Below are 26,712 nucleotides of genomic sequence, written 5' to 3'. Positions count from 1 at the left end.
ACGGAGCAAGGTATGGACTTCCACCATCTGCAGTATTGGCAACACCGGGCGCAAGCCCTGAAAATTGAGAACCAACTGTTTATCAATGGCCGCTATCAGCAGGCCGTAGAAGGCCAAACCTTTGCCGTGGAGGATCCCGCCGGGCAACGTGAGTTGACCCAGGTGGCCCGGGGCAGCAGCGTCGACATCGATTTGGCGGTCAGTGCGGCGCGTGAAGTGTTTGAGCGCGGCGACTGGTCCAGAGCGGCTCCGGCGCAGCGCAAGGCCACTTTGCTGAAGTTGGCAGAATTGATGGAACAACACCATGAAGAGCTGGCGCTGCTGGAAACGCTGGATACCGGCAAACCGATCCGCCACAGCCTGCGCGACGACGTGCCCGGCGCTATCCGTTGCCTGCGCTGGTATGCCGAAGCGGTCGATAAGGTTTACGGTGAAATTGCCCCCACCGGTGGCGATGCACTGGCGTTGATCGAACGCGAACCTATTGGTGTGGTCGGTGCCATCGTACCCTGGAACTTCCCGCTGTTATTGGCCTGCTGGAAGCTCGGCCCGGCGCTGGCCACCGGTAACAGCGTGATCCTGAAACCTTCTGAAAAATCCCCGTTAACCGCAATCTATCTGGGCAAGCTGGCGCAACTGGCCGGGCTGCCGGACGGCGTATTGAATATTGTCCCCGGCTACGGTCACGATGCCGGTAAGGCGCTGGCGCTGCACAACGACGTCGACGCCCTGACCTTTACCGGATCCACCCAGGTCGCCAAACAACTGATGATCTACGCCGGCCAGTCCAATATGAAACGGGTGTGGCTGGAGGCCGGCGGCAAGAGCGCCAATATTATCTTTGCCGACTGCCCGGATCTGGACAAGGCCGCACAGAGCGCCGCCGCCGGCATTTTCTATAACCAGGGACAGGTGTGCATCGCCGGTACCCGGCTGTTGGTGGAAGAGAGCATTCAGCAGGAATTCTTACTGGCGCTGAAGCGGCATGCGGCAGCCTTCACGCCGGGCGATCCGCTCGATCCGACGACGGTGATGGGCACGCTGATCGACCAGGGCCACTGCGAGAAAGTGGCCGACTATATCGAGCAGGGCCTGAGCCAGGGTGCCGCGCTGTTCCTGGACGGCCGCGAGCACCCACAGAACGGCCATGTCGGCTACCTGGGCCCGACCATTCTGACCCAGGTAGATAATGCCATGAGCGTGGCGCGTGATGAAATTTTTGGCCCGGTGCTGGCAGTCACCAGTTTTAGCGGCGAACAACAGGCCATGCAGTTGGCTAACGACAGCGACTACGGATTGGGCGCCGCCATCTGGACTCGCGACCTGTCGCGTGCTCACCGGTTAGCTCGTCAGTTAAAAGCCGGCACGGTGTTCGTCAATAACTACAACGACGGGGATATGACGGTCCCGTTCGGCGGTTACAAGCAAAGCGGCAACGGCCGCGACAAATCGCTGCACGCGCTGGAAAAATTCACCGAACTGAAAACCACCTGGATTTCGCTGGAATAAGGGCAGATATCATGACTGAACACGTAAAAAGCTATTATGCGGCCTCGGCCAACAGCCACGCGCCCTACCCGCAGTTGAATGACTCCATCGAATGCGACGTCTGCATCGTCGGCGGCGGCTACACCGGCCTGTCTTCGGCGCTGTTCCTGGTGGAAGCCGGTTACAACGTAGTGGTGCTGGAGTCCGCACGCATCGGCTTTGGCGCCAGTGGCCGCAACGGTGGCCAACTGGTGAACTCCTACAGCCGCGACATCGACGTGATTGAACAGCGCTACGGTGCGGAAAGCGCCCGTATACTCGGTGGCATGATGTTTGAGGGTGCAGAGATCATTCGCAGCCGTATCCAAAGGTACGCCATCGAATGTGACTATCGCCCCGGCGGCATCTTCGCCGCCCTGAACAACCGGCAATATCACGCGCTGATCGAACAAAAACAGCACTGGGAGCGTTATGGCAATACCCAGCTTGAACTGCTGGATGCTGAGCGCATCCGTCAGGAGGTCAACAGTGAGCGCTATGTCGGTGCGCTGCTGGATCACAGCGGTGGGCATATTCATCCTTTGAATCTGGCCCTCGGTGAAGCCGAAGCCATCCGCCTGCAGGGCGGGCGCATCTTCGAACAGTCGGCCGTCACTAATATCCGTCACGGCGAACCGACCATCGTCAGCACCGCCAGCGGTCAGGTGAAGGCACGCTATGTGATCGTGGCCGGCAACGCCTATCTGGGTGATAAGCTGGAACCAAGACTGGCCAAGCGCAGCATGCCGTGCGGCACTCAGGTGGTGGCCACCGAACCGCTGGCACCGGAAGTGGCGCAGTCGCTGATCCCGCAGAATTACTGCGTCGAAGACTGTAACTATTTGCTGGATTATTACCGTATCACCGGTGATAACCGCCTGCTGTACGGTGGGGGCGTGGTGTATGGTGCGCGCGACCCGGACGATATCGACAACCTGATCCGCCCCAAACTGCTGAAAACCTTCCCGCAGTTGAAAGGGGTGAATATCGACTACCGCTGGACCGGCAATTTCCTGCTGACGCTGTCGCGCATGCCACAGTTCGGCCGCCTGGAGAATAACGTCTATTACATGCAGGGCTATAGCGGCCACGGCGTGACCTGTACTCATCTGGCAGGCAAGCTGATTGCGGAATTAATGCGAGGCGATGCGGAAAGATTCGATGCCTTTGCCAAACTACCGCACCTGCCGTTCTTCGGCGGTCGCAACCTGCAAATTCCGTTTACCGCAATTGGCGCGGCCTACTACCAACTGCGCGATCGGATTGGGGTGTAAAGCTCTCAGGCCCGGCGTTTAACTTCACCGGGCCTGAGGATTAATGCTTAAACAATCTTCGGCTGACCGTCTGAGGCGGTCGCCCCACCATCCACCGGGATGTTGGCACCGTTGATAAAGCTGGCGTCGTCACTGGCCAGGAACGCCATCACCGCCGCCACTTCTTCCGGCTCTGCCGCACGCCCCAGCGCAATACGCTCATTGAACTTGTCGCGAATTTCCTGCGGCCAGCCGTTGGTCATATTGGTTTTCACCAGGCTTGGGCACACCGAGTTCACCCGCACGCCGTCACCGCCGTGATCGAGCGCCATGGCACGTGTCAGGTTTACCACTGCCCCTTTCGCCGCACAGTAATAGGCTGCGCCCCAGTCGCCTCCCAGGCCAGAGACCGAAGCGGTGTTAACGATGCAGCCTTTGGTTTTCAGCAGATAGGGCATAGCGAATTTGGAACAGAAGATCACGCCGTCGATGTCTACCCCGGCGATGCGACGCCAGTCAGCCACGCTGGTTTCCAGCACGCTGCCCGCCACGTGCACGCCGGCATTGTTCAGCAGCACGTCGATGCGGCCCAATTTTTCCGCCACTTCATTCATCATTTTCTCAACCGCGACGTGGTCAGAAACGTCGATATGCACCGCCAGCGCCTTGCCTTTCGGCAGTGAGGCCGCCACTTTGTCTACCGCCTCTTTCGCCCAGTCAGCCAGCACCACGGTAGCGCCTTCAGCGGAAAACCGGCGCGCTGCCGCTTCCCCCATCCCGTTGCCTGCGCCGGTGATGATGACCACTTTATTGTCGAAACGCATAAGAACTCCTCCATGTGAATGTATTCTGATAAGTCATACAAATCCTGATTGAATCGAGGATAAAACTCATGAGGGGAGAGGGACAGTCAAAACGTGCGGTTTACTAATCAAAAAGAGGTATTCACTGTAAATTCAATGCGTCAGAACAATCAATATCGGAATTAGGCCAACCATTTGATGAGATTGATAAAATCCTCTGGCGTGACTATTTATCGGCCGTACTATCAGCCATCAATAAGTTCAGTCACGGCCCTATACCGCCACTTACCGATAAGCATTGATTATTAAAAAATCGGGCCGCTGAATGATAGCGGCCCTGGGCTGGCTTATTTTTTCTCAATCGGAACCACCAGCAGATCGACCTGCAGGTGATTGATCGCCTGCCGCGCCGACGATACCCACCGACTCCAGATATCGTGATGGTGGCCGAAGAGGATCAGGTCGCAACCCTTGTCCTTAGCCGCCCGATTCAGCTCCTCCATCAGATCGCCACGCCCGATAATCACCTCTTCAACCGGATAAGACGAGTGGTCTTTGATGGCATTGAGCATATTTTTCACGCGTTCAGAAAAAGTGCGATCCGTGTAGTTGTATTCACCCACGCCCAGTTCGGCGTAATAGCCAGTATGATGAATATCGATATAGATCAGAGATAATCGGGCATTCAGCGCCCCAGCCAGTTTGGCGCCTTTGCCCAGCAGGAACTCGGCATCTTCGCCAAGATCGGTTGCGACCAGGATATGTTGATAAGTCATGATAACTGCCCTCCGCCTCGAGCCAGTAAACAGGATGACGCTCCCTGCCAGCAGACGCTGACCGCCTATTTATTAGGCAATTTAAGTTTAGTTCAGAGGTGAAATTATCGCTCATCGACACCATCGTTCCTCTAATGGCACGATGCCCCTTATCAACAGGCCCGTTTCGTTTCGGGTCCGTTGGGCTGCGGGCATAAAAAAACCCCGGCACAGGCCAGGGTCATCAATGTTTGTCGGTCACTTTCCCGACTGTCATGTTATGGCGTAAGCGTCCGTCCAACACTCCAACCTTACGCAGCCTAAGCACAACTTTTTCACAACAGAAAAATAGACTGAATCACTGCCGTTATTATTATTACGACGCCAATCTTTTTTGCTGTTGCCAATAACTATTGCTATTGGAATATTCTGAATATAACTATTTAGATAAACTCCGGGTAATCCCGGAGTTTATTCAGGTAATTCTTTTATTTCTTATCTGCTCCGGTTTACACCTTCTTCGCTATCGTAAGAAATAAAACACTACCTATAAATTATAAAACTACTACGTTGCCGGCAGAAGGACCCTTCTGACCGTTTTCGATAGTGAATTCAACGCGCTGACCTTCATCAAGCGTTTTGAAATCATTGCTCTGGATAGCAGAGAAGTGCACGAACACGTCTTTGCTGCCGTCTGCCGGAGAGATAAAGCCAAAACCTTTACCTGCATCAAACCATTTTACCAAACCAGTCATTTTAGTAGACATAGATATTTCCTTTATATTTTTGAGACGCCATAAGGCGATTGAGGTCTGTTTTTATTGGAAACTTACTTGGGCACTAGAGAAGGAAATTCGCGGAAGAAGAGGTATCTATGGGATATCACTAATACTGAGAACTGCTTTACTAAAACTGCTTTCATAAGGTCTGTACTACAAACCGATGACGTTATTTATACACGAGGAAATTATTTAAGCAAGGAATATTTATTATAATATTTATACACACCATTTATTATTTATCCGCCGTAACGCCCTTGGCCGCACCCTGTAAGGGCCTGACGGCCCCATGGTGCAAAAAGCTTAACCGATAACCGCAATTCCCAGCCGTTCCATCATTTGAAACACCTGATAGCTGTCCAGTTTCACGCCCTGCAGATCGGTACTGCGCAGGTCCAGCTCACCCAGTTCCGAGTTGGTCAGGTCACATTGGGTAAAGTTGGCGGCACGCCAGTCAAACGAGGAAAACTCGCCACCGGACAGATCAGAGCCGCTAAACGTCGCGCCGAGGATCTGCGCGCTGTTCCAACGATTTTCCCACAGCTCACACTTCTCCAGCACCACTTTCGAAAAGTTGGCATAGCTCAGGTTGCTTTTGGTGATGTAAGCGCTGCAAAACCAGGTGCGCGGCGTGATCATATTCATAAAACTGGTGCCGCGAAAATCCGCCCCCTGCGCCCGGCACTCACGGATCTCGATACCTAATGCACTGGCGTTTCTGAAGTCCGCCATCGACAGGTCACAGTTTTTGAAACTGGCATCCTTCAGCAAGGCGCGACTGAAATTCCCCCCCTGCTGGCTTTCGCGATCGTAAAACTGACAGTCGATAAATTCGGTACCGGTCAGGTCAGTGCCCGAAAAATCGCAGTTGATAAAACTGCCGCTTTCAATTTTCTCGCCGGTAAACCGGTTACGAGCAATCTTTTCACCATTCAACACCAGCGTCATCACGACACACCTGTTTATTTGTACAGTCAGTGATGCATTATAAGCAGAACTGCAGGCCGGAGAAAAATGCTTTGACCGATTTTTTCCATGTCACCGCACAAATAACACAACGCCGGGCGAGCAGGGTTAAGCCTGTCGTACCTGGAGCCGGTTCATGTTCACGCCACCTGTCTGCGCCTGCAATACGCCCTGTTCAATCAGCGCATACAGACGAAAATTCAGAAAGGTGTCGCCTACTCCATGGGGCGAATTCACCATCGCGTTGCCCACCACCCGGGAACCCTGGGTAAAGTCGCTCGGGCAATGTTGCAGCAACAGTGGGTCATGGAAATCCAGCGTTTTCCCCTGCACTTCACCCTGCGTAAAGATCCGCACCGGGGCGTTCTCCTTCAGCAGACGGTGCCAGTCGGCAATGAGCGCCACTTTGTCTTCTGCCGTCAGCTCGGACCGACGAACCCACAAGGATTCGAGCGTTTCAATCGGACAACTGCCAGTGGCTTCGCTTCCGGCAAGTTCAGTGACGTTGACGATAAACACTGAACGCTCCCCCAGCAAAGGCAACAACGCGCGCAACGTCAATTGCTCATCGGGATTGTCGCTAATCCACAGCGTCATCTGCCCGCTGACGGCGGACAACTGCATTCTCAGATTTTCCATCGCCGTCAGGCGCTGGGAGGAAGAGTCCCATTCGGGGGCGTGAATAGAGTGATGCAAATCTTGAAACCAGCGGGAGCGGGTCTGCAGACCCCGATCGTCATCCAGTGCGTACAGCGGCCCAAATGACAGATTATCGGTGAAATCCAGTACGTTCTCTCCCGGGTAAGCCAACCGCACGCAGCCACCCGACAGGGCAATATGCACATCCTTCATTAACGCTCTCCTCCGCCTGTTCCCTAAAATAATCCTGAGGTGAATTTTGCCAACTTTCTTCCGCTGTCACTAGACAAAAAATCCTAATTTGTCCGGTTGAATGGCACAAAAAAACCGCCCTGGGGCGGTTGATTATCGGAAGCGGGAATTATTTCAGCGCTTCCTGGATGGCGTCAGCCATCGGGCCAATGTGTTTTTCAGCGGCTTTCAGCTGAAAATCCACGCCGTTACCGTCGTTGGTATCGGACAGCGTGGCCTTGATCAGTTCCAGCGCCGCTTGCACCGCCACCAGTCTTTTATGCTGCTCATCCGTGATCGGTTTGGAGCTCATCGTGGCCGGGTAGTATTGCTCTAACATCGTTCTCTCCTTGTGATTACGCTAGTGACTAACTTAACAGAATTTAAAGGTATTTCTAATGGGCCGAACCACAGAATCCACATTCTCCACGCTGATATATGCCCCAGCCAAATCAATCCGGTGAATAAGTGAACTATAATTGCTCAATCTGAATTTTCCAGCAGGTGAACCATTATGTCCTTTAAAGGAAGCTGTCACTGCGGCGCCGTCACCTTTACGGTAAACGCCGATCTGCCCCATGAGGCCCTGAGTTGCAACTGTTCAATCTGCCGCCGTAAAGGCATGTTGCTGGCGTTCTTCCCGATCGACAGCTTTGTACTGAACAGCGGTGAAACCTTACTGCGCGGTTATACCTTTAACAAACACATCATTCAGCACCAGTTCTGCCAAACCTGCGGCACTGAGGCCTTCGCCTACGGTAAAGGCCCGGATGGCGCGGCAATGTGCGCCGTCAACCTGCGCTGCGTACCGGAGCTGGCACTGGATTCGTTGAAGATCCATCCGTTTGACGGTGCCAGTGCCTGAACGGAAATCAGGCGGGGTATCCCCCCGCCTGCCAACTATTCCAGATAAAACACCTCGGTTAACACCTCACTCACAGGGCTGTTATCGGCATGACTGGGCATCAATTCACGCATTGACAGCCACCAGCGTTGGCATACTTCGGTCGCCGCGACGGCCTGCCAGCGTGCTTCCGACTCAATATCAACCACGGCAAACAGCAGGCTGCGGCCGCTATCAAGGAAGATACTGTAGTGATGCGCGCCGTGTTGCTTTAAGGTCTGCGCCAGCTCCGGCCAGATCGGCGCATGGCGACGCTGATACTCCTGATGCGCGTCGGGATTGACCTGCATCACAAAGGCCTTGCGGATCATAGCTCACGCACCACATTAAGCGCCGCCGCCCAGGGCTTCACCTCAAAGCGTTCACCGAGTGCGATCAACTGCGTTTTACTGATGGTTTGCTTCATCCCCTGCATCGACAACACCTTCACCAGTACCTGAGCCGATTTTTCAGCAGTGTCGATCAGGCCAAAAGCTTCGTCCAATGACGGGCCGCTGGCGAAAATACCGTGGAACGGCCACAGTACCAACGAGTGTGAATACATCTGCTGCGAGGTGTGCTCACCGATCCCGTCGGTGCCCGGAACCATCCAGGGCACGATACCCACGCCGTCGGGGAACACCACCAGACACTCGGTGCTGCCTTCCCACAGCATACGGGTGAAGCTTGCCGAGTCCAGCTCCAGCACGTAACTCAGGGCAATCAGATTGGTGGCATGACAATGCATAATCACCCGGTCGCGCCCCTCGGTCAGGGTTTTACGCACGCAGTGTGACTGGAAATGTGATGCCAGCTCCGACGTTGGCACACCACCATTGGTCAGCCCCCAATAAATGCTGTAGGCGTGGCCATCTTCGCTAATCCGCAGCAATACCAGGCTGTCGGCCGGATCGAGCTGCACATTGCGGAAAAACTTGCCGGAACCGGTCACCAGGAACCAGCAGTTGGCCAGTTCCACCGCCGGTTGGCTCAGTTCGACGCGGCGCGGCTGCGGATAAAAATCCGCCGCGAACGGCTGCACCTCCTCGTCCAGCAACCGCAGGCTGACGTTGCCACCGTTACGTTCATCCCAGCCTTTCAGCCACATATCCGAGGTGGCTTTCACCATGCCCTGAACAAACCATGAAGAAAGAAGTTGTTGCATACGGCGCCCTTAACGTTGATTGAGAATTTGTTTTTCGTACTGGCGAACTTCGCCAAGCCAACCGGCATCGGCAGGCACCTCATGGCGCAGGCAATACATTTCCCAGGCCGCCTGCCACGGCAGCGATTTCTGCTCTTCCAGCATTGCCAGCCGGGCGGTGTAATCGCCGGCGTTTTCCAGACCGCGCAGCAATTCCACCGGTTCCAGCAACGCGCGTAGCAGTGCCTTGCGGGCATTGCGCGTACCGATCACCCAGGCAGCGATGCGGTTAATGGATGCATCAAAGAAGTCGAGGCCGATATGCACCTTGTCGAACAGACCGTGGCGCACAATTTCATGGGCGATAGCCTGGGTTTCGTCATCCAGCAACACCACGTGGTCGCTGTCCCAGCGCACCGGGCGGCTGACGTGCAGCAACAGGCGCGGCACGAACAGCATGGCGGTGGAAATCTTGTCGGAAATCACTTCGGTTGGATGGAAATGCCCGGCATCCAGCGTCAGCGCCACCTGGCGGCTGGTGGCATAGCCCAGATAGAACTCGTTAGAGCCGACGGTGTAGCTTTCTGCGCCAATGCCAAACAGTTTGCTTTCCACCGCGTCGATATGGTGCCGGGGATCCAGCGGTTGGCTGATCACCTCATCCAGCGCGCTTAGCAGACGTTGCCGTGGTGCCATCCGATCGACGGTGAGATCTTTCATGCCGTCCGGCACCCAGATATTCATCACCGACGGCGTGCCGAGCTGCTCGCCGAAATAGGCCGAAATACGGCGGCTGGCCTGGCAGTGTTCGATCCAAAAGCGCCGAATCGCCGGATCGGCGTGCGCCAGGGTGAAGCCGTCACTGCTCAAGGGATGTGAAAAACAGCTCGGGTTAAAATCCAGCCCCAGATGATGCGCTCTGGCCCATTCCACCCAGTGGCTAAAATGCGCCGGTTCAATAGCGTTACGCTCCACCGGCACCTCGCTTTCCAGATAGATCGCATGCAGGTTCACCCGCTTTGGCCCCGGGATCAGCGACATGGCGCGTTCCAGATCGGCGCGCAGCTGTTTGGCGTTGGTTGCCCGGCCCGGATAATTGCCGGTGGCCTGAATGCCGCCGGTCAGGGCCGCCTGCGGGTTTTCAAAGCCGCGCACGTCATCGCCCTGCCAGCAGTGCATTGAGATAGGAATGCTGTCCAACTGCGTCAGCGCCTGCTCGACGTCGATGCCGAGATCCTCAAAACGCTGTTTGGCGAGCGCAAACGCCTGTTCAATAGGTCGGGTCATAAGCAAAGCTCCTTGATCGCGGGATTAAGCGTCTGAAACCGCAGCCAGCCGGCCGTAAAGGCCCCGAACGGCTGCGGTGAAAAAATCTGTTGCGGGAAGTTGTTGGCCACCAACTGCCGGAAGGTAGCGACATCCTCCACCTCACCCAGCGCGATCAATTGGCTGCCGATGTTACCCAACGTCGAGGCTTCGACTGGCCCGGTTGACAGCGGGATCCCGCAGGCGTCGGCACAAAGCTGGTTGAGCAAAGGGTTCTGGCTACCGCCGCCGACGATATGCAAGTGGCTGAAGGGTTGTCCGCGCAGGGCCTGCAACTCGCCCAGCACCTGTCGGTAAAGCAGCGCCAGGCTGTCGAAAATACAGCGCGCCAGCGCCGGCGGGCTATGCGGCATCGGCATGCCCTGCTCGATACAGGCCTGCTGGATCTCAACCACCATCGCCGCCGGGTTGATAAAGCGCGGATGGTTGGGATTGATCAGCGATCGACAGCCCGGCTGCGCCGCGGCCTGCTCGACCAGTTGGCACAGATCCGTGATATTCAACTCCTCACACACCCGCTGCAGCAGCCACAGCCCCATAATGTTCTTCAGCACCCGGTAACGCCCTTCGACGCCGCCCTCGTTAGTGATATTGGCCGCCTGTGCTACCGCACCGGTGTAAGGGTGCCGACTCTCAAAGCCCATCAACGACCAGGTACCGGAACTCAGGTAGGCGGCGTGTTGATCCTGCAGCGGCGTCGCCAGCACTGCACTGGCGGTGTCATGAGTGGCTACCGCAATCACCGGTACCTGCGCCCCACTGGCCATCCGCCAATGCCCGACGGTATTCCCCGGCGCTGTCGGGTGACCGAACCAGGCGGCTTTGGCACCGGCCCAGGCCAGCAATTCAGGATCCCAGTCGCCGCTGTGAATATTCAGCAGTTGACTGGTGGTCGCGTTGGTATATTCCCAGTTCAGTTGCCCGGTAAGCCGGTAATGCAGGTAATCCGGGATCAGCAAGGCATGAGCGACACGGTCCAATAATTCGGGATGACGTTGGCTGAATGCGCGCAACTGATAGAGGGTATTGAAAGGTAAAAACTGGATGCCGGTGCGTTGATACAGCCATTGGGTGCCCATCTCATGCTGTGCCTGTTGCATCAGCCCGTGGGTGCGGCCATCACGGTAGGCAACCGGCAGCCCGACTCGCCGCCCTTTGCTATCCAACAGCAGATAATCCACACCCCAGGTGTCGATCCCTATGCTGTCCGGCGTGACGCCTTGCTGATCCAACTGCTGCAGCCCCTGACGAATGGCGTGCTCCAGTCCATCGATATCCCAACAGTCGTGGCCGTCGATCGACACCAGGTGATTACGAAAGCGGGTGACTTCCTGCAGGCTGATGCTCCGGTCGTCGGACTGATAGCGGCCCAACATCACACGGCCACTGGAGGCACCAAGATCGATGGAGACAATATTGCGAGTGCTCATGGGGTGGCTTCCTGATGAATCGATGGCATCAGTCTAAAACCCCAGGCAAACGACACCTTATCACCACTGCCAGCCGGTCAGGCGGGTTGGCAATACGGCAAAGATTTACGCGATACAGCTCACGTTTTGTTTTTTTTACCGCCTGTGATGCCGCGCGCACTTTGGCATTTTTCCGCGCCATTCTTGATAAATGAACGCAGTGTGACGCCTTTTTACGTTGCAAATTAAAGGCGACCGCCCGACGCCTCCTTTAGTATCTGTTACAAATTGGTTAACGGAGATCGAAAGATGGCGATGCTGTACGGCAGTGATTTTTTCGCTTCAAGCCCCTACCCGGTCGCGATTGAACCGCGGGAACCCCAGTCGAGCTTTCCTGAACATCATCATGATTTTCACGAAATTGTGATTGTGGAACAGGGCGCAGGAACCCACGTGCTGAACGGTCGGCCGCAAACACTGTGCAGCGGCTGCGTGTGTTTTATCCGCGACTGCGATCGCCATCTCTACGAGCAAACCGATAATCTGCATCTGACTAACGTGTTGTACCGTGGCCCTAACGCCTTCCGCTTTCTCGCCGGGCTGGATCAACTGTTGCCGCTGGCACAGGATCAGCAGCCGCACTGGCGTATCAACAATAAATTGCTGGCACAGGTGCAAATTATTATTCAGCGGCTGGAGCAGACCCCTGTGGCATTCAACCTGGAGCATTTGGCACAGCAGGAGCTGCTGTTTATGCAATTGCTGGTGCTGTTACGTCAGGGCTGTATCGCCACTACCGTTGACGATCAGGAAGGTCGTTTGCGGCGGCTATTGGACTGGCTGGCGGATCACTACAGTGATGAAATCAAATGGGATGAGTTGGCGGAGCGTTTTTGCCTGCCCTTGCGCACCCTGCACCGCCAGATGAAAAAGCAGACCGGCAATACTCCGCAGCGTTACCTCAACCGACTGCGACTGCTGCAGGCACGGCAAATGCTGCGTCAGGATGAAATCCGCATCACCGACATTGCCTACCAATGCGGATTTGGTGACAGCAATCACTTTTCCACGCTTTTCAAACGTGAGTTCGGCTATTCCCCCCGTACTCTACGGCAGAACGATTTCTTAACCTGAGGTGCCACGGTGAAAAGCCCACTTCTGTTGGCCAAAGAGGATTATCTGCCATCGGCACTGATGCCGGTGGCGGTTGCCGATCGTGCGCCCCAATCGTCATTTCCGCCGCACATGCATGAGTTCAGCGAAATCGTCATTGTCTGGCGCGGTAACGGCATGCACGTACTGAACGATCAGCCGTGGCGGGTGACCTGTGGCGATATGTTTTATATTCGCGACCGCGACTGCCACAGCTATGAATCGGTCAATGATCTGGTACTGGACAATATTCTCTACTGCCCGGAACGCTTCCAACTGGCGATTGGCTGGGCGGAACTGCTGCCACCGGACCGGGCTCAGCATCAATCTCACTGGCGGCTAACCACCCGGGGAATGGCACTGGCACGCAGTGTGATCCAGCAGTTGGCACTGGAAAGTCGTAAAACCGACCTGCTGTCGATCCAGCTCACCGAGGCGCTGTTTCTGCAACTGGTGCTGATCCTGCGTCGTCATCGCTATGCCGTCGGGCAAGACGACCAGTTACCGGAAGGCGAACAGCTGGATTTGCTGATGGCAGCCGTTCAGGGAGACAGCGGTGCACATTTTGAGCTGGAGGCATTCTGCCGACATCATCAACTGGCAGAGCGCAGCCTTAAGCAACTTTTTCGACAGCAGACCGGCATGACCATCAGCCACTATCTGCGCCAGTTGCAACTCTGCCGGGCAAAATCCCTGCTGCGCGGCAGTGATGAACTGATCGGTGAAGTGGCTGCCCGCTGCGGCTTTGAGGACAGCAACTATTTCTCGGTGGTGTTTACCCGTGAAACCGGCGTCACCCCCAGCGCCTGGCGTCAGCGTTTTAAACGCGCCGAACGCCCTGCCGCCGGGGTAAAACGTTAATCACCCCGCCATGCCCAAGCCAACAACGTTAGCGGCCAGAATGATCGTCAAGCAACCGATGCACAATACGCTGACCGGACGACGGCCGGCGTTTTTCCACTCTCTTAGCAACAATCCCACCAGACCGCCACACAGCACATAGAAGCTCATGTGCAGCATCCAACTGATAAAGTCGTACTGCGCGGGAATGTTGGCATGGCCCCAGGCATAAAAGAAGAATTGCAGGTACCACATGGTACCGCCGAGCAATGAGAACAGTACGTTGGCCACCAGCAGCGATTTGGCCTGCGAGAAATCAGCCTTGACTGATAGATCCGCTTTGACCGCCAGGCGAATAAAACAGTAGGCCAGGTTAACCAGTGCCCCGCCCCCCATGATCACCACGTAGCTCGGCAACGCCACGTACAGCGGATCAATCCCCAGATCCGCGGCAGCCTGGTGCATGGGTTTGGCGGCATCCATCGCAAACGACATACCGGCGGAGAAAATGCCGCACATCACCGCCAACAGTAGCCCTTTGCGCAGATTAAACTCTTCGGCGCGAATGCCCATCGCTCGCTCTTTCAGCACCCCGGCCCACGAAACAATCACCACGCCAATCAGGGCAATGGCGACGCCCAGCAGCGTCAGCTTGCCACCGGCGGAGCTGAACAACGCCACAAAGCGCCCCTGCAACAGCGGGGTCATCAGGGTGCCCACCACCAGCGTGATGCCAATGGCGATGCCAATCCCCATCGACATGCCCAGATAGCGCATGGTCAGGCCGTAATTGACGTTACCAATGCCCCACATGGCGCCAAACAGGAACACCGGCAGCAGGGTCGACAAGCTGAAAGCACTGTAATAGCGCCAAAAGTCCGGCAGCAGCACATAGCTCACCGCCCAGGGCAGGATCAACCACGACATCAGGCCACCGATCGACCACATGGTTTCCCACGACCAGCGACGGACTTTTTTGAACGGGGCATAAAAACAGGCGGCGCTGGCAGCGCCCACCAAATGCCACAGGATTCCCAACATGACAGCGTTATTCATTATTATTGATTCCTTCGTTGCTTGTGATGAGGACAAAAAACAGGCGTGAAGGAGTCTATGAATATTGTCCGGCGCGCAACCTTAGCCTGACTGCCAGTTCTGACGGAAGCTGGCAAAATCCAAGGGATAACGCTGACCGGGATCACAATTTCATCGCAAGGCTGCATGGGTTGAAGGCAACGACCTGAAGAGGATGGTCAGAATGCCATTCTGGCGGCGAAGCTGGCAGTGAGGCAAAGGTTTTTAACACATGAAGGTCATTACCATAACAAGGCATTAATAATAATCCTGTGGAGCCCTGCCATGACCCAGAACCAAAAACGGATGTATATAAACGGTGAATTTGTTGCCCACCACACTGGGCGCTGGATTGATGTCATCAACCCGGCCACCGAACAAGTGATGATGCAAATCCCGCAAGGCGGCGCGGACGAAGCCAGACGGGCCATCGACGCCGCCGAGGCCGCACAGCCAGGCTGGGAAGCGCTACCCGCAGTTGAGCGCGGCCAATGGCTGCATCGGCTGGCCGCCGGCGTGCGAGGCAGAGAGCCGGAACTGACGAGGTTGATCGTCGCCGAAGGCGGGAAAACGCCCGAGTTGGCCAAGGTGGAAGTGCTGTTTACCGCCGACTACCTCGACTATATGGCCGAGTGGGCGCGCCGCTATGAGGGTGAGATCATCCAGAGCGACCGACCGAATGAAAACATCTTCCTGTTCAAAAAAGCCATCGGCGTGGTGGTCGGCATCCTGCCGTGGAACTTCCCGTTCTTCCTGATTGCGCGCAAGGCCGCACCGGCGCTGCTGACCGGCAATACCATAGTGATCAAACCCAGCGAACTGACGCCAGGCAATGCGTTGCTGTTTGCCGAGATCGCAGATGAGATCGGCCTGCCGCCCGGTGTGTTTAACCTGGTGACCGGCTACGGGCCGGAACTGGGCCAGGCGCTGACGGCCAATCCGAAAGTGGGCATGGTCAGCCTGACCGGCAGCGTCGGTGCCGGTGTCGCCACCCTGCACGCCGCTGCGGACAACGTCACCAAGGTGTCGCTGGAACTGGGTGGCAAAGCCCCGGCGATTGTGATGGCCGACGCCGATCTCAGTCTGGCCGTCAAAGCCATCGTCAGCTCACGCGTCATCAACAGCGGCCAGGTATGCAACTGCACCGAACGCGTTTACGTACAGCGGGACATTTATCCGCAGTTTATGACCCTGTTGACCGAGGCTTTCCGTCAGGTCACCTTTGGCGATCCTAATCAACAAGCCGGGCTGGATATGGGGCCGTTGATCAGCGCCGAGGCGCTACAGCGAGTAGAAGATAAAGTGGCGCGAGCGGTCAGCCAGGGCGCGACGCTGGTGATGGGCGGCCAGCGCGAAGCCCGCAGCGGCTACTTTTTCCCGCCGACGATCCTGAGTGACGTGCAACAAGAGATGGAGATCATGCATCAGGAAATTTTCGGCCCGGTGCTGCCGGTCAGTTGCTTCGACAGCTTTGACCAGGCGATGGCTATGGCCAACGACAGCGAATACGGTCTCACCTCATCTATTTTCACCCGTGACCTCAACGTGGCGATGATGGCGATTAAGCAATTAAAGTTCGGCGAAACCTACGTCAACCGTGAAAGCTTTGAAGCAATGCAAGGCTTCCATGCCGGCTGGCGTAAATCCGGCATTGGCGGTGCCGATGGCCGCCACGGACTGGAGGAATACCTGCAAACCCAGGTGGCCTATCTGCAGTTTCAGTAATTAATGCGCCTATTGCGGGGCCCCATCACGGGGCCTCAGCGGTAAACGGAGAACTTTTTGGTTAGTGGTTTGAGCTGTTCGGTATCCCCGTACAGTGCTACCGCCACGAACTCCAACTTTTCATATTCGGTGTTGGCGGTATCGGCGATTTGTTGCTCTGCCGAATGTGACAGCATGGTGGTGGTAAAGAAGTTGGCCAGGACGCCCTCTTCCTTGCATTTCAGGACCAGATTACTGAGCTGGCTGCTGTTTTTTGCCTGCAGGATCACGATCGGATAATGGCTCATATTGGCGCTTACGCCTTCGATAGCGCTGGGATAATGATGAAATTCGCGCTGTTCGATCAGATCGGTAATCCCCGCCGTCAAATGGCAGGACGCATTGAACAGGGTTGCCGGTTCATGGTTGCGGTTCAGGATGATATAAAACTTCTTCTCGTTGTCGCTGTACATACACTTCTCCTTGGTGAAGCAAGTGTTTTACCCGTCCCTTAAATAAGTTTCAATGATGTAGATCAGCCAAGCACAGCTACAGGGTAATAGCGCGGCTCGGCAATAAAGCTCGAAATGTGCGGTTCTGACAGCCAATAGAGCCACAATTGAACTGTCGATAATTTCGGCATAACGCATAGTCTGATTTTTATCTCCCAGGAGAAAATCATGACTGCGACCAAGCTCGACGCCGTGGGCTCAGCGCCAGCCCCCGCCACGCAGTGGCCGGCAATCGTCAATGTGCTGTTCGCCGGTATTGCCGTGGCGCTGCACGTGGGTAAAGCGACTATTGCCCTGCCGGAACTGCAGCACCAATTCGGCCGGTCGCTGGAATCGCTGAGCTGGATTATTTCGGCCTTTCCATTTATCGGCGTGTTCGGGGGCATCGCCGCCGGGCAACTGGTGCGCCGCTGGGGCGATCGTCGCTTGTTGGGCCTGGGCTTGGTGATCGTCAGCATTGCCAGCTTCGCCGGGGCGACTCAGCACGACTTCACCGGCTTGATCGTCACCCGGGTTATCGAAGGGATCGGCTTTGTCATTGTGGTTGTGGCTGCACCGACCGTGCTCACTCGGGTGGTGGCGCCGCAACAACGTAATCTGGTGTTCAGCATCTGGAGCACCTTTATGCCGGCGGGCATGGCGATCTCCCTGTTCTTCGGTCCGCATTTCGCCGACTGGCAACAGAGCTGGGTCGCCGGTGGCATTCTGACCCTGCTGGCGGCGCTGTTGTTACCGTTCACCACGCCGCGCATCGTGACAACCGCCGCTGCTGCCACGACGGTGAATTTGCGTCAGGCGCTGGCCAGCATCCTGCGTGCCCGGCAACCGCTGCTGCTGGCCCTGATCTTCACCACCTATAACCTGCAGTTTTTCGCCGTGATGGCCTTTCTGCCGATATTCCTGATGCAGCGCATCGGACTGACACTTGCCGCGGCCGGCGGTGTCAGCGCAGCGGTGATTGCGGTCAATATTCTCGGCAATCTCTTCGCCGGTGTATTGCTGTCGCGTGGCCTGCAAGCCCGTACCCTGCTCGCCATTGCCAGCATGCTGATGGGGCTTGCCGGAGCCAGCGTCTTCCTTTCGGCCACACCGAATGCCATGCTGGTTCCACTGTGTTTACTGTTTAGCGGTATCGGCGGCATGCTGCCCGCCACCATTCTGGCTGCCACACCGGCGGCTGCACCCCAGCCCACGTTGATTCCCCTGAGTCTGGGGTTAGTGATGCAGGGCATTTATCTCGGTCAGGTGATCGGCCCGATTGTCTTGAGCACTCTGGTGGCCTATGCCGGGTGGACAGCGCCCTCCTTTATGGTGTTGGCCGCTGCGGTTCTGGGAAGCCTGTTGGCGTTAACGCTGACATCCAGGGTCAAAAATCCACCAGGCGGCGCATGACTCATTACACCATGTATAAAATCAAATGACTCTGAGCCCATTTTTCTCTTCGCGCATAAGCATTATCGTTTCAGCCACACCAATAATGACTTTATAGAGAACAGATAATGGACAGAGTAAAAACGGTTATTGTTACTGGCGCATCCAGCGGGTTGGGTTTCGCTATTGCACAGGCTTACCTGGCACGCGGTTACAATGTGGTGGGGAATGCACGCTCGCTGGACCGTTTGCAGGCGGCGGCAAACCAGCTCGGTAATCCTAAAAACCTGCTGCTGGTTCCCGGTGATATTGCCCAGCCGGAAACCGCAACTCGTCTGTTCGAACAAGCGGAAGAAAACTTTGGCCAGGTCGATATTCTGATCAACAACGCGGGGATTTTCCTGTCCAAACCGGTGACAGACTATACGGAGGAAGATGTCGACGCGATGTTGGCCACTAACCTGAAAGGATTCTTTTATCCCTCACAGGCCGCCGCTCGGCACATGATGCCGCATGGCTCCGGGCATATTGTCACCATTACTGCCGCCATCGCCATGCAGCCCATCAGCAAGGTCCCTGCACTGCTGCCGGTTATGGTCAAGGGCGGGCTAAATCAAGCCACCCGTGGGCTGGCATTGGAAATGGCACCGCATAATGTGATGGTTAACGCCGTCGCCCCCGGCATTATCGCCACCCCACTGACCATGAGTCATCAGGATGAAGAAAGCCTGACGTTTATGAAAAAAATGGCACCGACCCACCGCATTGGCCAGCCACAGGATATTGTCGATGCGGTGCTGTACCTGACCGATTCCAACTTTGTCACCGGCACTATCGTCACCGTTGACGGCGGCACTACTGCCGGCGTCTGGTAATCAAGGAGAACCTGCAATGCCCTATGTAAATATTAAAGTCACCGACGAAGGGGTCACGGCGGAACACAAGCGCCAATTGATCGAAGGGGTCACCGAGTTGCTGGAACGCGTGCTGAATAAGCCTCGCCACGCCACCTTCGTGGTGATTGACGAAGTTGCTACCGACAACTGGGGCATCGGCGGCGAAACCGTCACCGCCCTGCGAACCAGGGAGAGAAGTGAGGTTAAGCGATAACTCTCCCTGTTTTTCCCCCTCAATCCCCTCGCCGCGACCATCCAACCCGAACCTGAAAATGGGGTTGGATGAGTCAGGTACAGGGGATTTTGTACGACTTCCCGGCTTAAATATCCCTACAAAATACAACATTATTAATAAGTTTTATTAATTGTTCGCGCATAAAATCCGCTACCTGTTACGCGTTTGTAATGATAGGGTTTGTTCTTCAAGAAGTGTCAGTGTCAGTGAATACCGGCATTGGCAGGCAAAATCTATCATCAGAGGGACGGGTATGATGTCTAAGGGTATTTCAAAGGGATTCTTTATTCTGATCCTTTTTATAGTGACCGCGGCTTTTCTGGACGTATTGGGTCCCTATTACTCGTCAGTGTTGTGGGCCATCATCCTGGCGGTGATTTTCCACCCGGTGAAACAAAAACTTAAGCAGTATTTGGGCGACCGCAATGGCCTGGTGTCGTTTTTGACGCTGGTAGTGATCTGTCTGATCGTATTTACCCCCTTGGCTATTATCGCTTCTTCACTGGCGATTGAGCTTAACGTCGTCTACACCAAATTACAGGGCAATAACACCCAATTCCCGGTCATTGTGGCCGATACCCTACAGTTACTCCCCAACTGGGCGCGTCATTTCCTGACAGAGCACAACCTCGACAACGCGGCTGAAATACAAAAGAAACTTTCGGAAGTGGCTCTGCAGGGTGGGCAATACCTGGCCGGTAGCGTGTTCCTGATCGGCAAAGGCACGTTCAACTTTGCCGTTGGCTTTGGCGTGATGCTTTATCTGCTGTTCTTCCTGCTGAAAGATGGCGCTTATCTGGTTAATCTGACGCTCCAGGCGCTGCCATTATCCGAACACGTTAAACATCATCTGTTTGTGAAGTTCGCAGCCGTTTCCCGCGCGACGGTAAAAGGCACGGTCGTGGTGGCGGTAGTGCAAGGCGCGCTCGGCGGCCTGGCGTTTTACTTCACCGGCATTGAAGGCAGCCTGCTGTGGGCCGCGTTGATGGCCTTCCTGTCGATCATCCCTGCCGTCGGTTCTGCCATTATCTGGGTCCCCGCCGCCATCTATTTCTTCGCTACGGGTATGCTGTGGAAAGGCCTGTTCCTGGTGGGCTTCTTCGTGGTGATCATCGGTTTAGTCGACAACATTCTTCGTCCACTGCTGGTGGGTAAAGACACCAAGATGCCGGATTATCTGATCCTGATTTCAACCCTGGGTGGCATGGAGATTTACGGCATTAATGGCTTCGTCATCGGCCCGCTAATCGCCGCCCTGTTCATCGCCTGCTGGAATATTCTTTCCGGCCGCGACAGCGCAGCAACCACCGATGAGATTGATGAAGATTTTATCGAGGAAGGCAAGAATCATCCGGACGCCACCAAGGCGGATTGAATAAAAATCCCCTGTTAACAGGGGATTTAAACTGGAAATAAAAAACGGGAGCCATAAGCTCCCGTTTTTTATTTCCAACGCTTAAACACCATTACATGTGTTTAACGATAGAGTCGCCAAACTCTGAACATTTCAGCAGCTTAGCGCCTTCCATCAGGCGTTCGAAGTCATAGGTCACGGTCTTGGCAGCGATTGCGCCTTCAGTGCCTTTAACAATCAGGTCAGCCGCTTCGAACCAACCCATGTGGCGCAGCATCATTTCTGCAGACAGGATGATGGAACCTGGGTTCACCTTATCCTGACCGGCATACTTAGGTGCAGTGCCGTGGGTGGCTTCGAACAGGGCGCAGTCGGCACCGATGTTGGCGCCAGGTGCGATACCGATACCGCCAACCTGTGCGGCCAGGGCGTCGGAGATGTAGTCACCGTTCAGGTTCATACAGGCGATCACGTCGTATTCAGCCGGACGCAGCAGGATTTGCTGCAGGAAGGCATCGGCGATCACGTCTTTAACCACGATCTCTTTACCGGTGTTCGGGTTCTTGATTTTCAGCCATGGACCGCCGTCGATCAGCTCACCGCCGAACTCTTCGCGCGCCAGTTCGTAGCCCCAATCCTTGAAGGCACCTTCGGTGAACTTCATGATGTTGCCTTTGTGAACCAGGGTCACAGAGTCGCGGTCGTTGGTGATAGCGTATTCGATCGCTGCACGAACCAGACGTTTGGTCCCTTCTTCAGAGCATGGCTTCACGCCGATACCGCATTGCTCTGGGAAGCGGATTTTCTTCACGCCCATTTCGTCGCGCAGGAACTTGATCACTTTGTCTGCTTCAGCAGAACCGGCTTTCCATTCGATACCTGCATAGATGTCTTCGGCGTTTTCGCGGAAGATCACCATGTCGGTCAGCTCTGGGTGTTTAACCGGGCTTGGGGTGCCCTGGTAGTAACGCACCGGACGCAGACACACGTACAGGTCCAGTTGCTGGCGCAGGGCCACGTTCAGGGAGCGAATACCGCCACCGACTGGGGTAGTCAGCGGGCCTTTGATGGCAACGCGGTAGTCACGGATCAGATCCAGGGTTTCTTCCGGCAGCCACACGTCTTTCCCGTAAACGTGAGTGGATTTTTCACCGGTGTAGATTTCCATCCAGGAGATTTTACGTTCGCCGTGGTAGGCCTTTTTCACTGCTGCATCAACCACGTGAATCATAGCAGGGGTAACGTCAACGCCAATGCCGTCGCCTTCGATAAACGGAATGATCGGGTTATTCGGAACAACCAGTTTACCCTGGGCATCGACCGTAATCTTTTTACCTTCTGCCGGAACAACTACTTTGCTTTCCATCAACCTCTCCTTCAAGCGCAATTTTTGTTAATGCTTTGTAAGATGCGTGTAGATACTACTGGAATTTTCTGTCCGCGCCAATCCGAAACGGATTCGGTTATAATGCGCCTATCATCCGTAATCTCAACTGTTATGAAAAAATTCCCTGTTAGAAATCACAAAGTTAAACGATTCAGCCCGCCTGATGCCGCCAAACCCGCTGTAGCACAAGGGCCGCGTCGCGTGGTGTTATTCAACAAGCCCTTCGATGTGTTACCCCAATTTACCGATGAGGCCGGCCGCACCACGCTGAAAGAATTCATTCCTTTTCCCGATGTTTATGCCGCAGGACGCCTGGATCGCGATAGCGAAGGATTATTGGTGTTAACCAATGACGGCAAACTGCAGGCACAGCTCACCCAACCGGGCAAGCGTACCGGTAAGGTGTATTACGTGCAGGTCGAGGGGGCACCGCAGGACAGCGATTTGGCTCCCTTGCGCAGCAGCGTCACGCTCAAAGACGGCCCGACCCTGCCGGCTGGCGTGGAGTTGGTCGCCGAACCACAATGGCTGTGGCCGCGCAATCCACCGATCCGCGAGCGCAAATCAATCCCGACGGCCTGGCTGAAAATCACCCTGTACGAAGGGCGAAACCGTCAGGTACGTCGCATGACTGCACATATCGGCTTTCCTACCCTGCGGCTGATTCGCTACAGTATGGGTAATCTTTCATTGGGAGAACTGCAACCCGGTGAATGGAAAACCCTTGATTCGCTGTAATCAGTCCGCCAAGCCGCCGTTGTAAGGGGTCGCCATGTTTAAACCACACGTTACCGTTGCCTGCGTGGTTCACGCCGCCGGCAAGTTCTTGATTGTCGAAGAGACTATCAACCATAAGGCGCTCTGGAACCAGCCGGCCGGTCATCTTGAGGCCGACGAAACCCTGGTGCAGGCCGCCGAACGCGAACTGTGGGAAGAAACCGGCATCCGCGCCACGCCGCAGTCATTCCTCAAGCTGCACCAGTGGATCGCGCCGGACAACACGCCGTTCCTGCGTTTTTGCTTTGTGATTGAGCTGGAACAGCCGTTGCCGACCGAGCCGCACGACAGCGATATCGACCGCTGCCTGTGGTTGAGCGCCGACGAGATTTTACAGGCACCCAACCTGCGTTCCGCGCTGGTAGCGGAAAGCCTACGTTGTTATCAGCAGCCGGAGCGCTACCCGCTATCACTGGTCAGCAGCTATAACTGGCCATTTTGAGATGAATAAGTGCCGTGCGCCGACGAGGCCGACGTGGTAAAATCCTGCGCTTGTTTTTTATCAGCACGGTTAGTGTTCAAGTTCGCGAGATCCCCATGTCAGACAACAGCCAGAAAAAAGTAATCGTCGGTATGTCCGGCGGCGTCGACTCTTCCGTTACTGCCTATCTGTTACAGCAACAGGGCTATCAGGTCGCTGGGCTGTTTATGAAGAACTGGGAAGAAGACGATGACGAAGAATACTGCTCCGCAGCGACCGATCTGGCCGATGCGCAGGCGGTGTGCGACAAACTCGGCATCGAACTGCATACGGTGAATTTCGCGGCAGAGTACTGGGACAACGTGTTTGAGCTGTTCCTTGAAGAGTACAAGGCCGGCCGCACGCCGAACCCGGACATCCTGTGTAATAAAGAAATCAAATTCAAAGCCTTCCTGGAATTCGCCGCAGAAGATCTGGGGGCCGACTTTATCGCCACCGGTCACTACGTGCGCCGTCAGGACGTGGACGGCAAAAGCCGTCTGCTGCGCGGTGTCGACGGTAACAAAGACCAGAGCTACTTCCTCTACACCCTGAGCCACGAGCAGGTCGCACAAAGCCTGTTCCCGGTCGGTGAATTGGAAAAACCGGAGGTGCGCCGCATCGCCGAACAGCTGGAACTGGTCACCGCCAAGAAAAAAGACTCCACCGGCATCTGCTTTATCGGTGAGCGCAAATTCCGCGACTTCCTCGGCCGTTACCTGCCTGCACAGCCGGGCCCAATTGTTAGCGTCGACGGTCAGACCGTCGGTGAACATCAAGGTCTGATGTACCACACCCTGGGGCAACGCAAAGGGCTGGGCATCGGCGGCATGAAAGACAGCAGCGAAGATCCGTGGTACGTGGTGGACAAAGACGTCGCCAACAACGTACTGGTGGTCGCGCAGGGGCATGAGCACCCGCGTCTGATGTCCGTCGGGCTGATCGCGCAACAACTGCATTGGGTTGATCGCCTGCCGCTGAGCGGGCCGTTCCGCTGTACGGTGAAAACCCGTTATCGCCAGCAGGATATTCCTTGCACCGTCACCCCGCTTGACGAACAACGCATCGAAGTGCGTTTCGACGAGCCGGTTGCCGCCGTCACCCCAGGCCAGTCAGCCGTGTTCTATCAGGATGAAATCTGCCTCGGCGGCGGCATTATTGAACAGCGTTTACAGGAGTAATCGTGGCGAAGAATTATTATGACATTACGCTGGCGATGGCCGGGATCAGCCAGACCGCACGTCTGGTTCAGCAGTTGGCACACGAAGGCCAATGCGATCGCGAGGCCATGAATATCTCGCTGAGCAGCCTGCTGCAGATGGATCCCCCTTCCACGCTGGCGGTGTTCGGCGGTGAAGAACGCAATCTGAAAATGGGTCTTGAGACGCTGATGGGCGTCCTCAATGCCAACAATAAGGGCCTGGCCGCCGAGCTGACCCGCTACACCATCAGCCTGATGGTGCTGGAGCGTAAGCTCAATGCCAATAAGCAGGCGATGAACCAGCTTGGCGAACGTCTCGGCCAGCTTGAGCGTCAATTGGCGCATTTTGATCTGGAATCAGACACTATTATCAGCGCGCTGGCCGGCATTTATGTCGACGTGGTCAGCCCGCTCGGGCCGCGCATCCAGGTGACCGGTTCACCGGCAATCCTGCAAAATCCGCAGGTGCAGGCCAAAGTTCGCGCCACATTGCTGGCCGGCATTCGTGCCGCCGTGCTGTGGCAACAGGTTGGCGGCAGCCGCCTGCAGTTAATGTTTTCCCGTAATCGTCTGTTTAAACAGGCGCAAAATATCGTTGCTCATTGTTAATAGATCCCAGGAGTTGCTACCGATGGAATTATCCTCACTGACCGCCGTTTCACCCGTTGATGGACGCTACGGTGATAAAGTCAGCGCACTGCGCACCATTTTCAGCGAGTACGGTCTGCTGAAATTCCGTGTGCAGGTTGAAGTACGTTGGCTGCAAAAACTGGCCGCCTGCGCAGAAATCAAGGAAGTTCCGGCTTTTGACGCCGACGCAAACGCTTTCCTCGACAAGATCGTCGCAGAGTTCAGCGAAGAAGACGCGCAGCGTATCAAGACTATCGAACGCACCACCAACCACGACGTGAAAGCGGTTGAGTATTTCCTGAAGGAAAAAGTGGAAGCGGTCCCTGCCCTGCAGGCGGTGTCCGAGTTTATCCACTTTGCCTGTACCTCCGAAGACATCAACAACCTGTCGCACGCGCTGATGCTGCAAACGGCACGTCAGGATGTGGTGCTGCCGTACTGGCGTAAAATCATCGATTCAATCAAGGGTCTGGCGCTGGAATACCGCGACATTCCGCTGCTGTCCCGTACCCACGGCCAGCCTGCCACCCCGTCCACCGTCGGTAAAGAGTTCGCCAACGTGGCCTACCGGATGGAACGTCAGTTCCGTCAGTTTGAACGCGTAGAAATCATGGGTAAAATCAACGGTGCGGTCGGCAACTATAACGCCCACATCGTCGCTTACCCAGAAGTGGACTGGCATGTCTTCAGCGAAGAGTTCGTCACCTCGCTGGGCATCACCTGGAACCCGTACACCACTCAGATCGAGCCGCACGACTATATCGCCGAGCTGTTTGACTGCGTAGCGCGTTTCAACACCATTCTGATCGACTTCGACCGTGACGTTTGGGGTTACATCGCGCTGAATCATTTCAAGCAGAAGACCATCGCCGGTGAAATAGGTTCTTCCACCATGCCGCACAAGGTTAACCCGATCGACTTCGAAAACTCGGAAGGCAATCTGGGCCTGTCTAACGCGGTGCTGGGCCACCTGGCCAGCAAACTGCCGGTTTCCCGCTGGCAGCGCGACCTGACCGACTCCACCGTGCTGCGTAACCTGGGCGTCGGCCTGGGTTATGCGTTGATCGCCTACCAGGCGACCATGAAAGGCATCAGCAAGCTGGAAGTGAACCAGGCACACCTGCTGGACGAACTGGATCACAACTGGGAAGTGTTGGCCGAGCCGATCCAGACCGTGATGCGCCGTTACGGCATCGAAAAACCCTACGAGAAGCTGAAAGAGCTGACCCGCGGCAAGCGCGTGGATGCTGCCGGTATGCAGGCGTTTATCGATGGACTGGCATTGCCGGAAGAAGAGAAAACTCGTCTGAAAGCCATGACCCCGGCTAATTACATTGGCCGCGCCGCGACCATGGTCGATGAACTGAAGTAATCGCTATACTGCTAAAACAAAGAGGCGGCCAA

28 protein-coding genes are annotated in these 26,712 nt (G+C 55.7%); 15 read left to right on the top strand and 13 right to left on the bottom strand.

Translation table 11 applies throughout. From position 1 onward, the window contains the following. Positions 1-12 precede the first annotated feature (12 nt). Positions 13-1,509 (top strand): aldehyde dehydrogenase PuuC, encoded by a 1,497-nt coding sequence (gene puuC / locus QOT07_RS10505; protein WP_099065570.1) that lies wholly within the window; start codon positions 13-15, stop codon positions 1,507-1,509. An 11-nt stretch (positions 1,510-1,520) separates the two neighbouring features. Next, positions 1,521-2,801, top strand: coding sequence for an NAD(P)/FAD-dependent oxidoreductase (locus tag QOT07_RS10500; protein WP_207977867.1), 1,281 nt, complete (start codon positions 1,521-1,523; stop codon positions 2,799-2,801). 47 nt (positions 2,802-2,848) lie between these two features. On the opposite strand, the gene budC is transcribed toward QOT07_RS10500, so the two are convergent. From budC to QOT07_RS10470, 6 genes are all read right to left on the bottom strand, one after another. After that, complete coding sequence (gene budC, locus QOT07_RS10495; RefSeq protein ID WP_207977865.1) at positions 2,849-3,604, bottom strand: meso-2,3-butanediol dehydrogenase; 756 nt, start codon at positions 3,602-3,604, stop codon at positions 2,849-2,851. A 326-nt stretch (positions 3,605-3,930) separates the two neighbouring features. Continuing rightward, positions 3,931-4,359, bottom strand: coding sequence for a universal stress protein (locus QOT07_RS10490; RefSeq protein WP_219015986.1), 429 nt, complete (start codon positions 4,357-4,359; stop codon positions 3,931-3,933). Between the two features lie 533 nt (positions 4,360-4,892). Further along, positions 4,893-5,105 carry a transcription antiterminator/RNA stability regulator CspE gene (gene cspE, locus QOT07_RS10485; protein WP_012006483.1) on the bottom strand — a complete coding sequence of 71 codons (213 nt, stop codon included), beginning with the start codon at positions 5,103-5,105 and terminating at the stop codon, positions 4,893-4,895. A gap of 315 nt (positions 5,106-5,420) precedes the next feature. Beyond that, positions 5,421-6,065, bottom strand: coding sequence for a Qnr family pentapeptide repeat protein (locus tag QOT07_RS10480; protein ID WP_283603065.1), 645 nt, complete (start codon positions 6,063-6,065; stop codon positions 5,421-5,423). 126 nt (positions 6,066-6,191) lie between these two features. Next, a complete protein-coding gene (locus QOT07_RS10475) occupies positions 6,192-6,935 on the bottom strand; it encodes a DUF3658 domain-containing protein (protein WP_283603064.1) in 744 nt (247 codons plus the stop codon). Positions 6,936-7,083: 148 nt separating this feature from the next. Further along, a complete protein-coding gene (locus QOT07_RS10470; RefSeq protein ID WP_037422351.1) occupies positions 7,084-7,293 on the bottom strand; it encodes a hypothetical protein in 210 nt (69 codons plus the stop codon). A 174-nt stretch (positions 7,294-7,467) separates the two neighbouring features. On the opposite strand from QOT07_RS10470, the gene QOT07_RS10465 reads away from it, so the two are divergent. Continuing rightward, entirely contained in the window at positions 7,468-7,818 is a 351-nt protein-coding gene (locus QOT07_RS10465; RefSeq protein ID WP_261426806.1) for a GFA family protein, read from the top strand. A 35-nt stretch (positions 7,819-7,853) separates the two neighbouring features. On the opposite strand, the gene rhaM is transcribed toward QOT07_RS10465, so the two are convergent. From rhaM to rhaB, 4 genes are read right to left on the bottom strand one after another with little or no spacing between them, the layout of a single operon-like run. Further along, positions 7,854-8,168, bottom strand: coding sequence for an L-rhamnose mutarotase (rhaM, locus tag QOT07_RS10460; RefSeq protein WP_261415901.1), 315 nt, complete (start codon positions 8,166-8,168; stop codon positions 7,854-7,856). Then, positions 8,165-9,001, bottom strand: a complete 837-nt coding sequence (gene rhaD / locus QOT07_RS10455) for a rhamnulose-1-phosphate aldolase (RefSeq protein ID WP_283603063.1) — start codon at positions 8,999-9,001, stop codon at positions 8,165-8,167. The genes rhaM and rhaD overlap by 4 nt, the downstream gene beginning before the upstream one ends. Positions 9,002-9,010: 9 nt before the next feature. Continuing rightward, complete coding sequence (locus QOT07_RS10450; protein ID WP_283603062.1) at positions 9,011-10,267, bottom strand: L-rhamnose isomerase; 1,257 nt, start codon at positions 10,265-10,267, stop codon at positions 9,011-9,013. Further along, positions 10,264-11,736, bottom strand: coding sequence for a rhamnulokinase (gene rhaB, locus QOT07_RS10445; RefSeq protein WP_283603061.1), 1,473 nt, complete (start codon positions 11,734-11,736; stop codon positions 10,264-10,266). Before rhaB ends, QOT07_RS10450 begins: the two co-directional genes overlap by 4 nt. A 288-nt stretch (positions 11,737-12,024) precedes the next feature. Here rhaB and rhaS point away from each other — a divergent pair, with 288 nt between their 5' ends. Together rhaS and rhaR are read left to right on the top strand one after the other, a co-directional pair. Further along, positions 12,025-12,849 (top strand): HTH-type transcriptional activator RhaS, encoded by an 825-nt coding sequence (gene rhaS, locus QOT07_RS10440; protein WP_219015980.1) that lies wholly within the window; start codon positions 12,025-12,027, stop codon positions 12,847-12,849. A gap of 9 nt (positions 12,850-12,858) precedes the next feature. Then, positions 12,859-13,728: an HTH-type transcriptional activator RhaR gene (rhaR, locus tag QOT07_RS10435; RefSeq protein WP_261415897.1), complete on the top strand. Its 870-nt coding sequence runs from the start codon at positions 12,859-12,861 to the stop codon at positions 13,726-13,728. Here the strand turns inward: rhaR and rhaT are convergent, their stop codons facing one another. Continuing rightward, complete coding sequence (gene rhaT / locus QOT07_RS10430; RefSeq protein ID WP_085116351.1) at positions 13,729-14,763, bottom strand: L-rhamnose/proton symporter RhaT; 1,035 nt, start codon at positions 14,761-14,763, stop codon at positions 13,729-13,731. It lies immediately after the preceding gene. Between the two features lie 303 nt (positions 14,764-15,066). Between rhaT and aldA the strand changes: the two genes are divergently transcribed. Beyond that, positions 15,067-16,506 carry an aldehyde dehydrogenase gene (gene aldA, locus QOT07_RS10425; RefSeq protein ID WP_283603060.1) on the top strand — a complete coding sequence of 480 codons (1,440 nt, stop codon included), beginning with the start codon at positions 15,067-15,069 and terminating at the stop codon, positions 16,504-16,506. 35 nt (positions 16,507-16,541) lie between these two features. On the opposite strand, the gene QOT07_RS10420 is transcribed toward aldA, so the two are convergent. Then, positions 16,542-16,958 carry a DUF2000 domain-containing protein gene (locus QOT07_RS10420; RefSeq protein WP_099064856.1) on the bottom strand — a complete coding sequence of 139 codons (417 nt, stop codon included), beginning with the start codon at positions 16,956-16,958 and terminating at the stop codon, positions 16,542-16,544. 207 nt (positions 16,959-17,165) lie between these two features. On the opposite strand from QOT07_RS10420, the gene QOT07_RS10415 reads away from it, so the two are divergent. The 4 genes from QOT07_RS10415 to QOT07_RS10400 all read left to right on the top strand — a co-directional run bounded on the left by QOT07_RS10415 (position 17,166) and on the right by QOT07_RS10400 (position 20,874). Continuing rightward, positions 17,166-18,389, top strand: coding sequence for an MFS transporter (locus QOT07_RS10415; RefSeq protein ID WP_283603059.1), 1,224 nt, complete (start codon positions 17,166-17,168; stop codon positions 18,387-18,389). A 107-nt stretch (positions 18,390-18,496) separates the two neighbouring features. Next, positions 18,497-19,243 (top strand): SDR family NAD(P)-dependent oxidoreductase, encoded by a 747-nt coding sequence (locus QOT07_RS10410; RefSeq protein WP_207977840.1) that lies wholly within the window; start codon positions 18,497-18,499, stop codon positions 19,241-19,243. Positions 19,244-19,259: 16 nt separating this feature from the next. Then, a complete protein-coding gene (locus tag QOT07_RS10405) occupies positions 19,260-19,478 on the top strand; it encodes a tautomerase family protein (RefSeq protein WP_099064853.1) in 219 nt (72 codons plus the stop codon). A 274-nt stretch (positions 19,479-19,752) separates the two neighbouring features. Next, on the top strand, positions 19,753-20,874 hold the full coding sequence (locus QOT07_RS10400; protein ID WP_099064852.1) for an AI-2E family transporter: 1,122 nt from the start codon (positions 19,753-19,755) through the stop codon (positions 20,872-20,874). Between the two features lie 91 nt (positions 20,875-20,965). Here the strand turns inward: QOT07_RS10400 and icd are convergent, their stop codons facing one another. Then, positions 20,966-22,219: an NADP-dependent isocitrate dehydrogenase gene (icd, locus tag QOT07_RS10395; protein ID WP_283603058.1), complete on the bottom strand. Its 1,254-nt coding sequence runs from the start codon at positions 22,217-22,219 to the stop codon at positions 20,966-20,968. Between the two features lie 132 nt (positions 22,220-22,351). Between icd and rluE the strand changes: the two genes are divergently transcribed. From rluE to purB, 5 genes are all read left to right on the top strand, one after another. Next, positions 22,352-22,978, top strand: coding sequence for a 23S rRNA pseudouridine(2457) synthase RluE (rluE, locus tag QOT07_RS10390; RefSeq protein WP_099064849.1), 627 nt, complete (start codon positions 22,352-22,354; stop codon positions 22,976-22,978). Positions 22,979-23,012: 34 nt separating this feature from the next. Continuing rightward, a complete protein-coding gene (locus QOT07_RS10385) occupies positions 23,013-23,459 on the top strand; it encodes an NUDIX hydrolase (RefSeq protein ID WP_099064848.1) in 447 nt (148 codons plus the stop codon). Between the two features lie 95 nt (positions 23,460-23,554). Further along, positions 23,555-24,658, top strand: a complete 1,104-nt coding sequence (gene mnmA / locus QOT07_RS10380) for a tRNA 2-thiouridine(34) synthase MnmA (protein WP_017892507.1) — start codon at positions 23,555-23,557, stop codon at positions 24,656-24,658. A gap of 2 nt (positions 24,659-24,660) precedes the next feature. Further along, the gene (gene hflD, locus QOT07_RS10375; RefSeq protein ID WP_085116342.1) at positions 24,661-25,287 is read left to right on the top strand and encodes a high frequency lysogenization protein HflD; all 627 of its coding nucleotides are present in this window, start codon (positions 24,661-24,663) and stop codon (positions 25,285-25,287) included. A 22-nt stretch (positions 25,288-25,309) separates the two neighbouring features. Further along, positions 25,310-26,680, top strand: a complete 1,371-nt coding sequence (gene purB / locus QOT07_RS10370) for an adenylosuccinate lyase (RefSeq protein WP_207977838.1) — start codon at positions 25,310-25,312, stop codon at positions 26,678-26,680. The last annotated feature ends 32 nt before the right edge of the window (positions 26,681-26,712 follow it).

Origin of the sequence: Serratia proteamaculans, assembly GCF_949794035.1 — a bacterium.
Taxonomy (GTDB): domain Bacteria; phylum Pseudomonadota; class Gammaproteobacteria; order Enterobacterales; family Enterobacteriaceae; genus Serratia; species Serratia proteamaculans.
This window is presented reverse-complemented; position numbering and strand designations above follow the sequence as displayed.

Excerpts from the sequence above, each read along its gene's own strand:
- puuC (WP_099065570.1), top strand. The coding sequence starts at position 13 with ATGGACTTCCACCATCTGCAGTATTGGCAACACCGGGCGCAAGCCCTG.
- QOT07_RS10500 (WP_207977867.1), top strand. The coding sequence starts at position 1,521 with ATGACTGAACACGTAAAAAGCTATTATGCGGCCTCGGCCAACAGCCAC.
- budC (WP_207977865.1), bottom strand. The coding sequence starts at position 3,604 with ATGCGTTTCGACAATAAAGTGGTCATCATCACCGGCGCAGGCAACGGG.
- QOT07_RS10490 (WP_219015986.1), bottom strand. The coding sequence starts at position 4,359 with ATGACTTATCAACATATCCTGGTCGCAACCGATCTTGGCGAAGATGCC.
- cspE (WP_012006483.1), bottom strand. The coding sequence starts at position 5,105 with ATGTCTACTAAAATGACTGGTTTGGTAAAATGGTTTGATGCAGGTAAA.
- QOT07_RS10480 (WP_283603065.1), bottom strand. The coding sequence starts at position 6,065 with ATGACGCTGGTGTTGAATGGTGAAAAGATTGCTCGTAACCGGTTTACC.
- QOT07_RS10475 (WP_283603064.1), bottom strand. The coding sequence starts at position 6,935 with ATGAAGGATGTGCATATTGCCCTGTCGGGTGGCTGCGTGCGGTTGGCT.
- QOT07_RS10470 (WP_037422351.1), bottom strand. The coding sequence starts at position 7,293 with ATGTTAGAGCAATACTACCCGGCCACGATGAGCTCCAAACCGATCACG.
- QOT07_RS10465 (WP_261426806.1), top strand. The coding sequence starts at position 7,468 with ATGTCCTTTAAAGGAAGCTGTCACTGCGGCGCCGTCACCTTTACGGTA.
- rhaM (WP_261415901.1), bottom strand. The coding sequence starts at position 8,168 with ATGATCCGCAAGGCCTTTGTGATGCAGGTCAATCCCGACGCGCATCAG.
- rhaD (WP_283603063.1), bottom strand. The coding sequence starts at position 9,001 with ATGCAACAACTTCTTTCTTCATGGTTTGTTCAGGGCATGGTGAAAGCC.
- QOT07_RS10450 (WP_283603062.1), bottom strand. The coding sequence starts at position 10,267 with ATGACCCGACCTATTGAACAGGCGTTTGCGCTCGCCAAACAGCGTTTT.
- rhaB (WP_283603061.1), bottom strand. The coding sequence starts at position 11,736 with ATGAGCACTCGCAATATTGTCTCCATCGATCTTGGTGCCTCCAGTGGC.
- rhaS (WP_219015980.1), top strand. The coding sequence starts at position 12,025 with ATGGCGATGCTGTACGGCAGTGATTTTTTCGCTTCAAGCCCCTACCCG.
- rhaT (WP_085116351.1), bottom strand. The coding sequence starts at position 14,763 with ATGAATAACGCTGTCATGTTGGGAATCCTGTGGCATTTGGTGGGCGCT.
- aldA (WP_283603060.1), top strand. The coding sequence starts at position 15,067 with ATGACCCAGAACCAAAAACGGATGTATATAAACGGTGAATTTGTTGCC.
- QOT07_RS10420 (WP_099064856.1), bottom strand. The coding sequence starts at position 16,958 with ATGTACAGCGACAACGAGAAGAAGTTTTATATCATCCTGAACCGCAAC.
- QOT07_RS10415 (WP_283603059.1), top strand. The coding sequence starts at position 17,166 with ATGACTGCGACCAAGCTCGACGCCGTGGGCTCAGCGCCAGCCCCCGCC.
- QOT07_RS10410 (WP_207977840.1), top strand. The coding sequence starts at position 18,497 with ATGGACAGAGTAAAAACGGTTATTGTTACTGGCGCATCCAGCGGGTTG.
- QOT07_RS10405 (WP_099064853.1), top strand. The coding sequence starts at position 19,260 with ATGCCCTATGTAAATATTAAAGTCACCGACGAAGGGGTCACGGCGGAA.
- QOT07_RS10400 (WP_099064852.1), top strand. The coding sequence starts at position 19,753 with ATGATGTCTAAGGGTATTTCAAAGGGATTCTTTATTCTGATCCTTTTT.
- icd (WP_283603058.1), bottom strand. The coding sequence starts at position 22,219 with ATGGAAAGCAAAGTAGTTGTTCCGGCAGAAGGTAAAAAGATTACGGTC.
- rluE (WP_099064849.1), top strand. The coding sequence starts at position 22,352 with ATGAAAAAATTCCCTGTTAGAAATCACAAAGTTAAACGATTCAGCCCG.
- QOT07_RS10385 (WP_099064848.1), top strand. The coding sequence starts at position 23,013 with ATGTTTAAACCACACGTTACCGTTGCCTGCGTGGTTCACGCCGCCGGC.
- mnmA (WP_017892507.1), top strand. The coding sequence starts at position 23,555 with ATGTCAGACAACAGCCAGAAAAAAGTAATCGTCGGTATGTCCGGCGGC.
- purB (WP_207977838.1), top strand. The coding sequence starts at position 25,310 with ATGGAATTATCCTCACTGACCGCCGTTTCACCCGTTGATGGACGCTAC.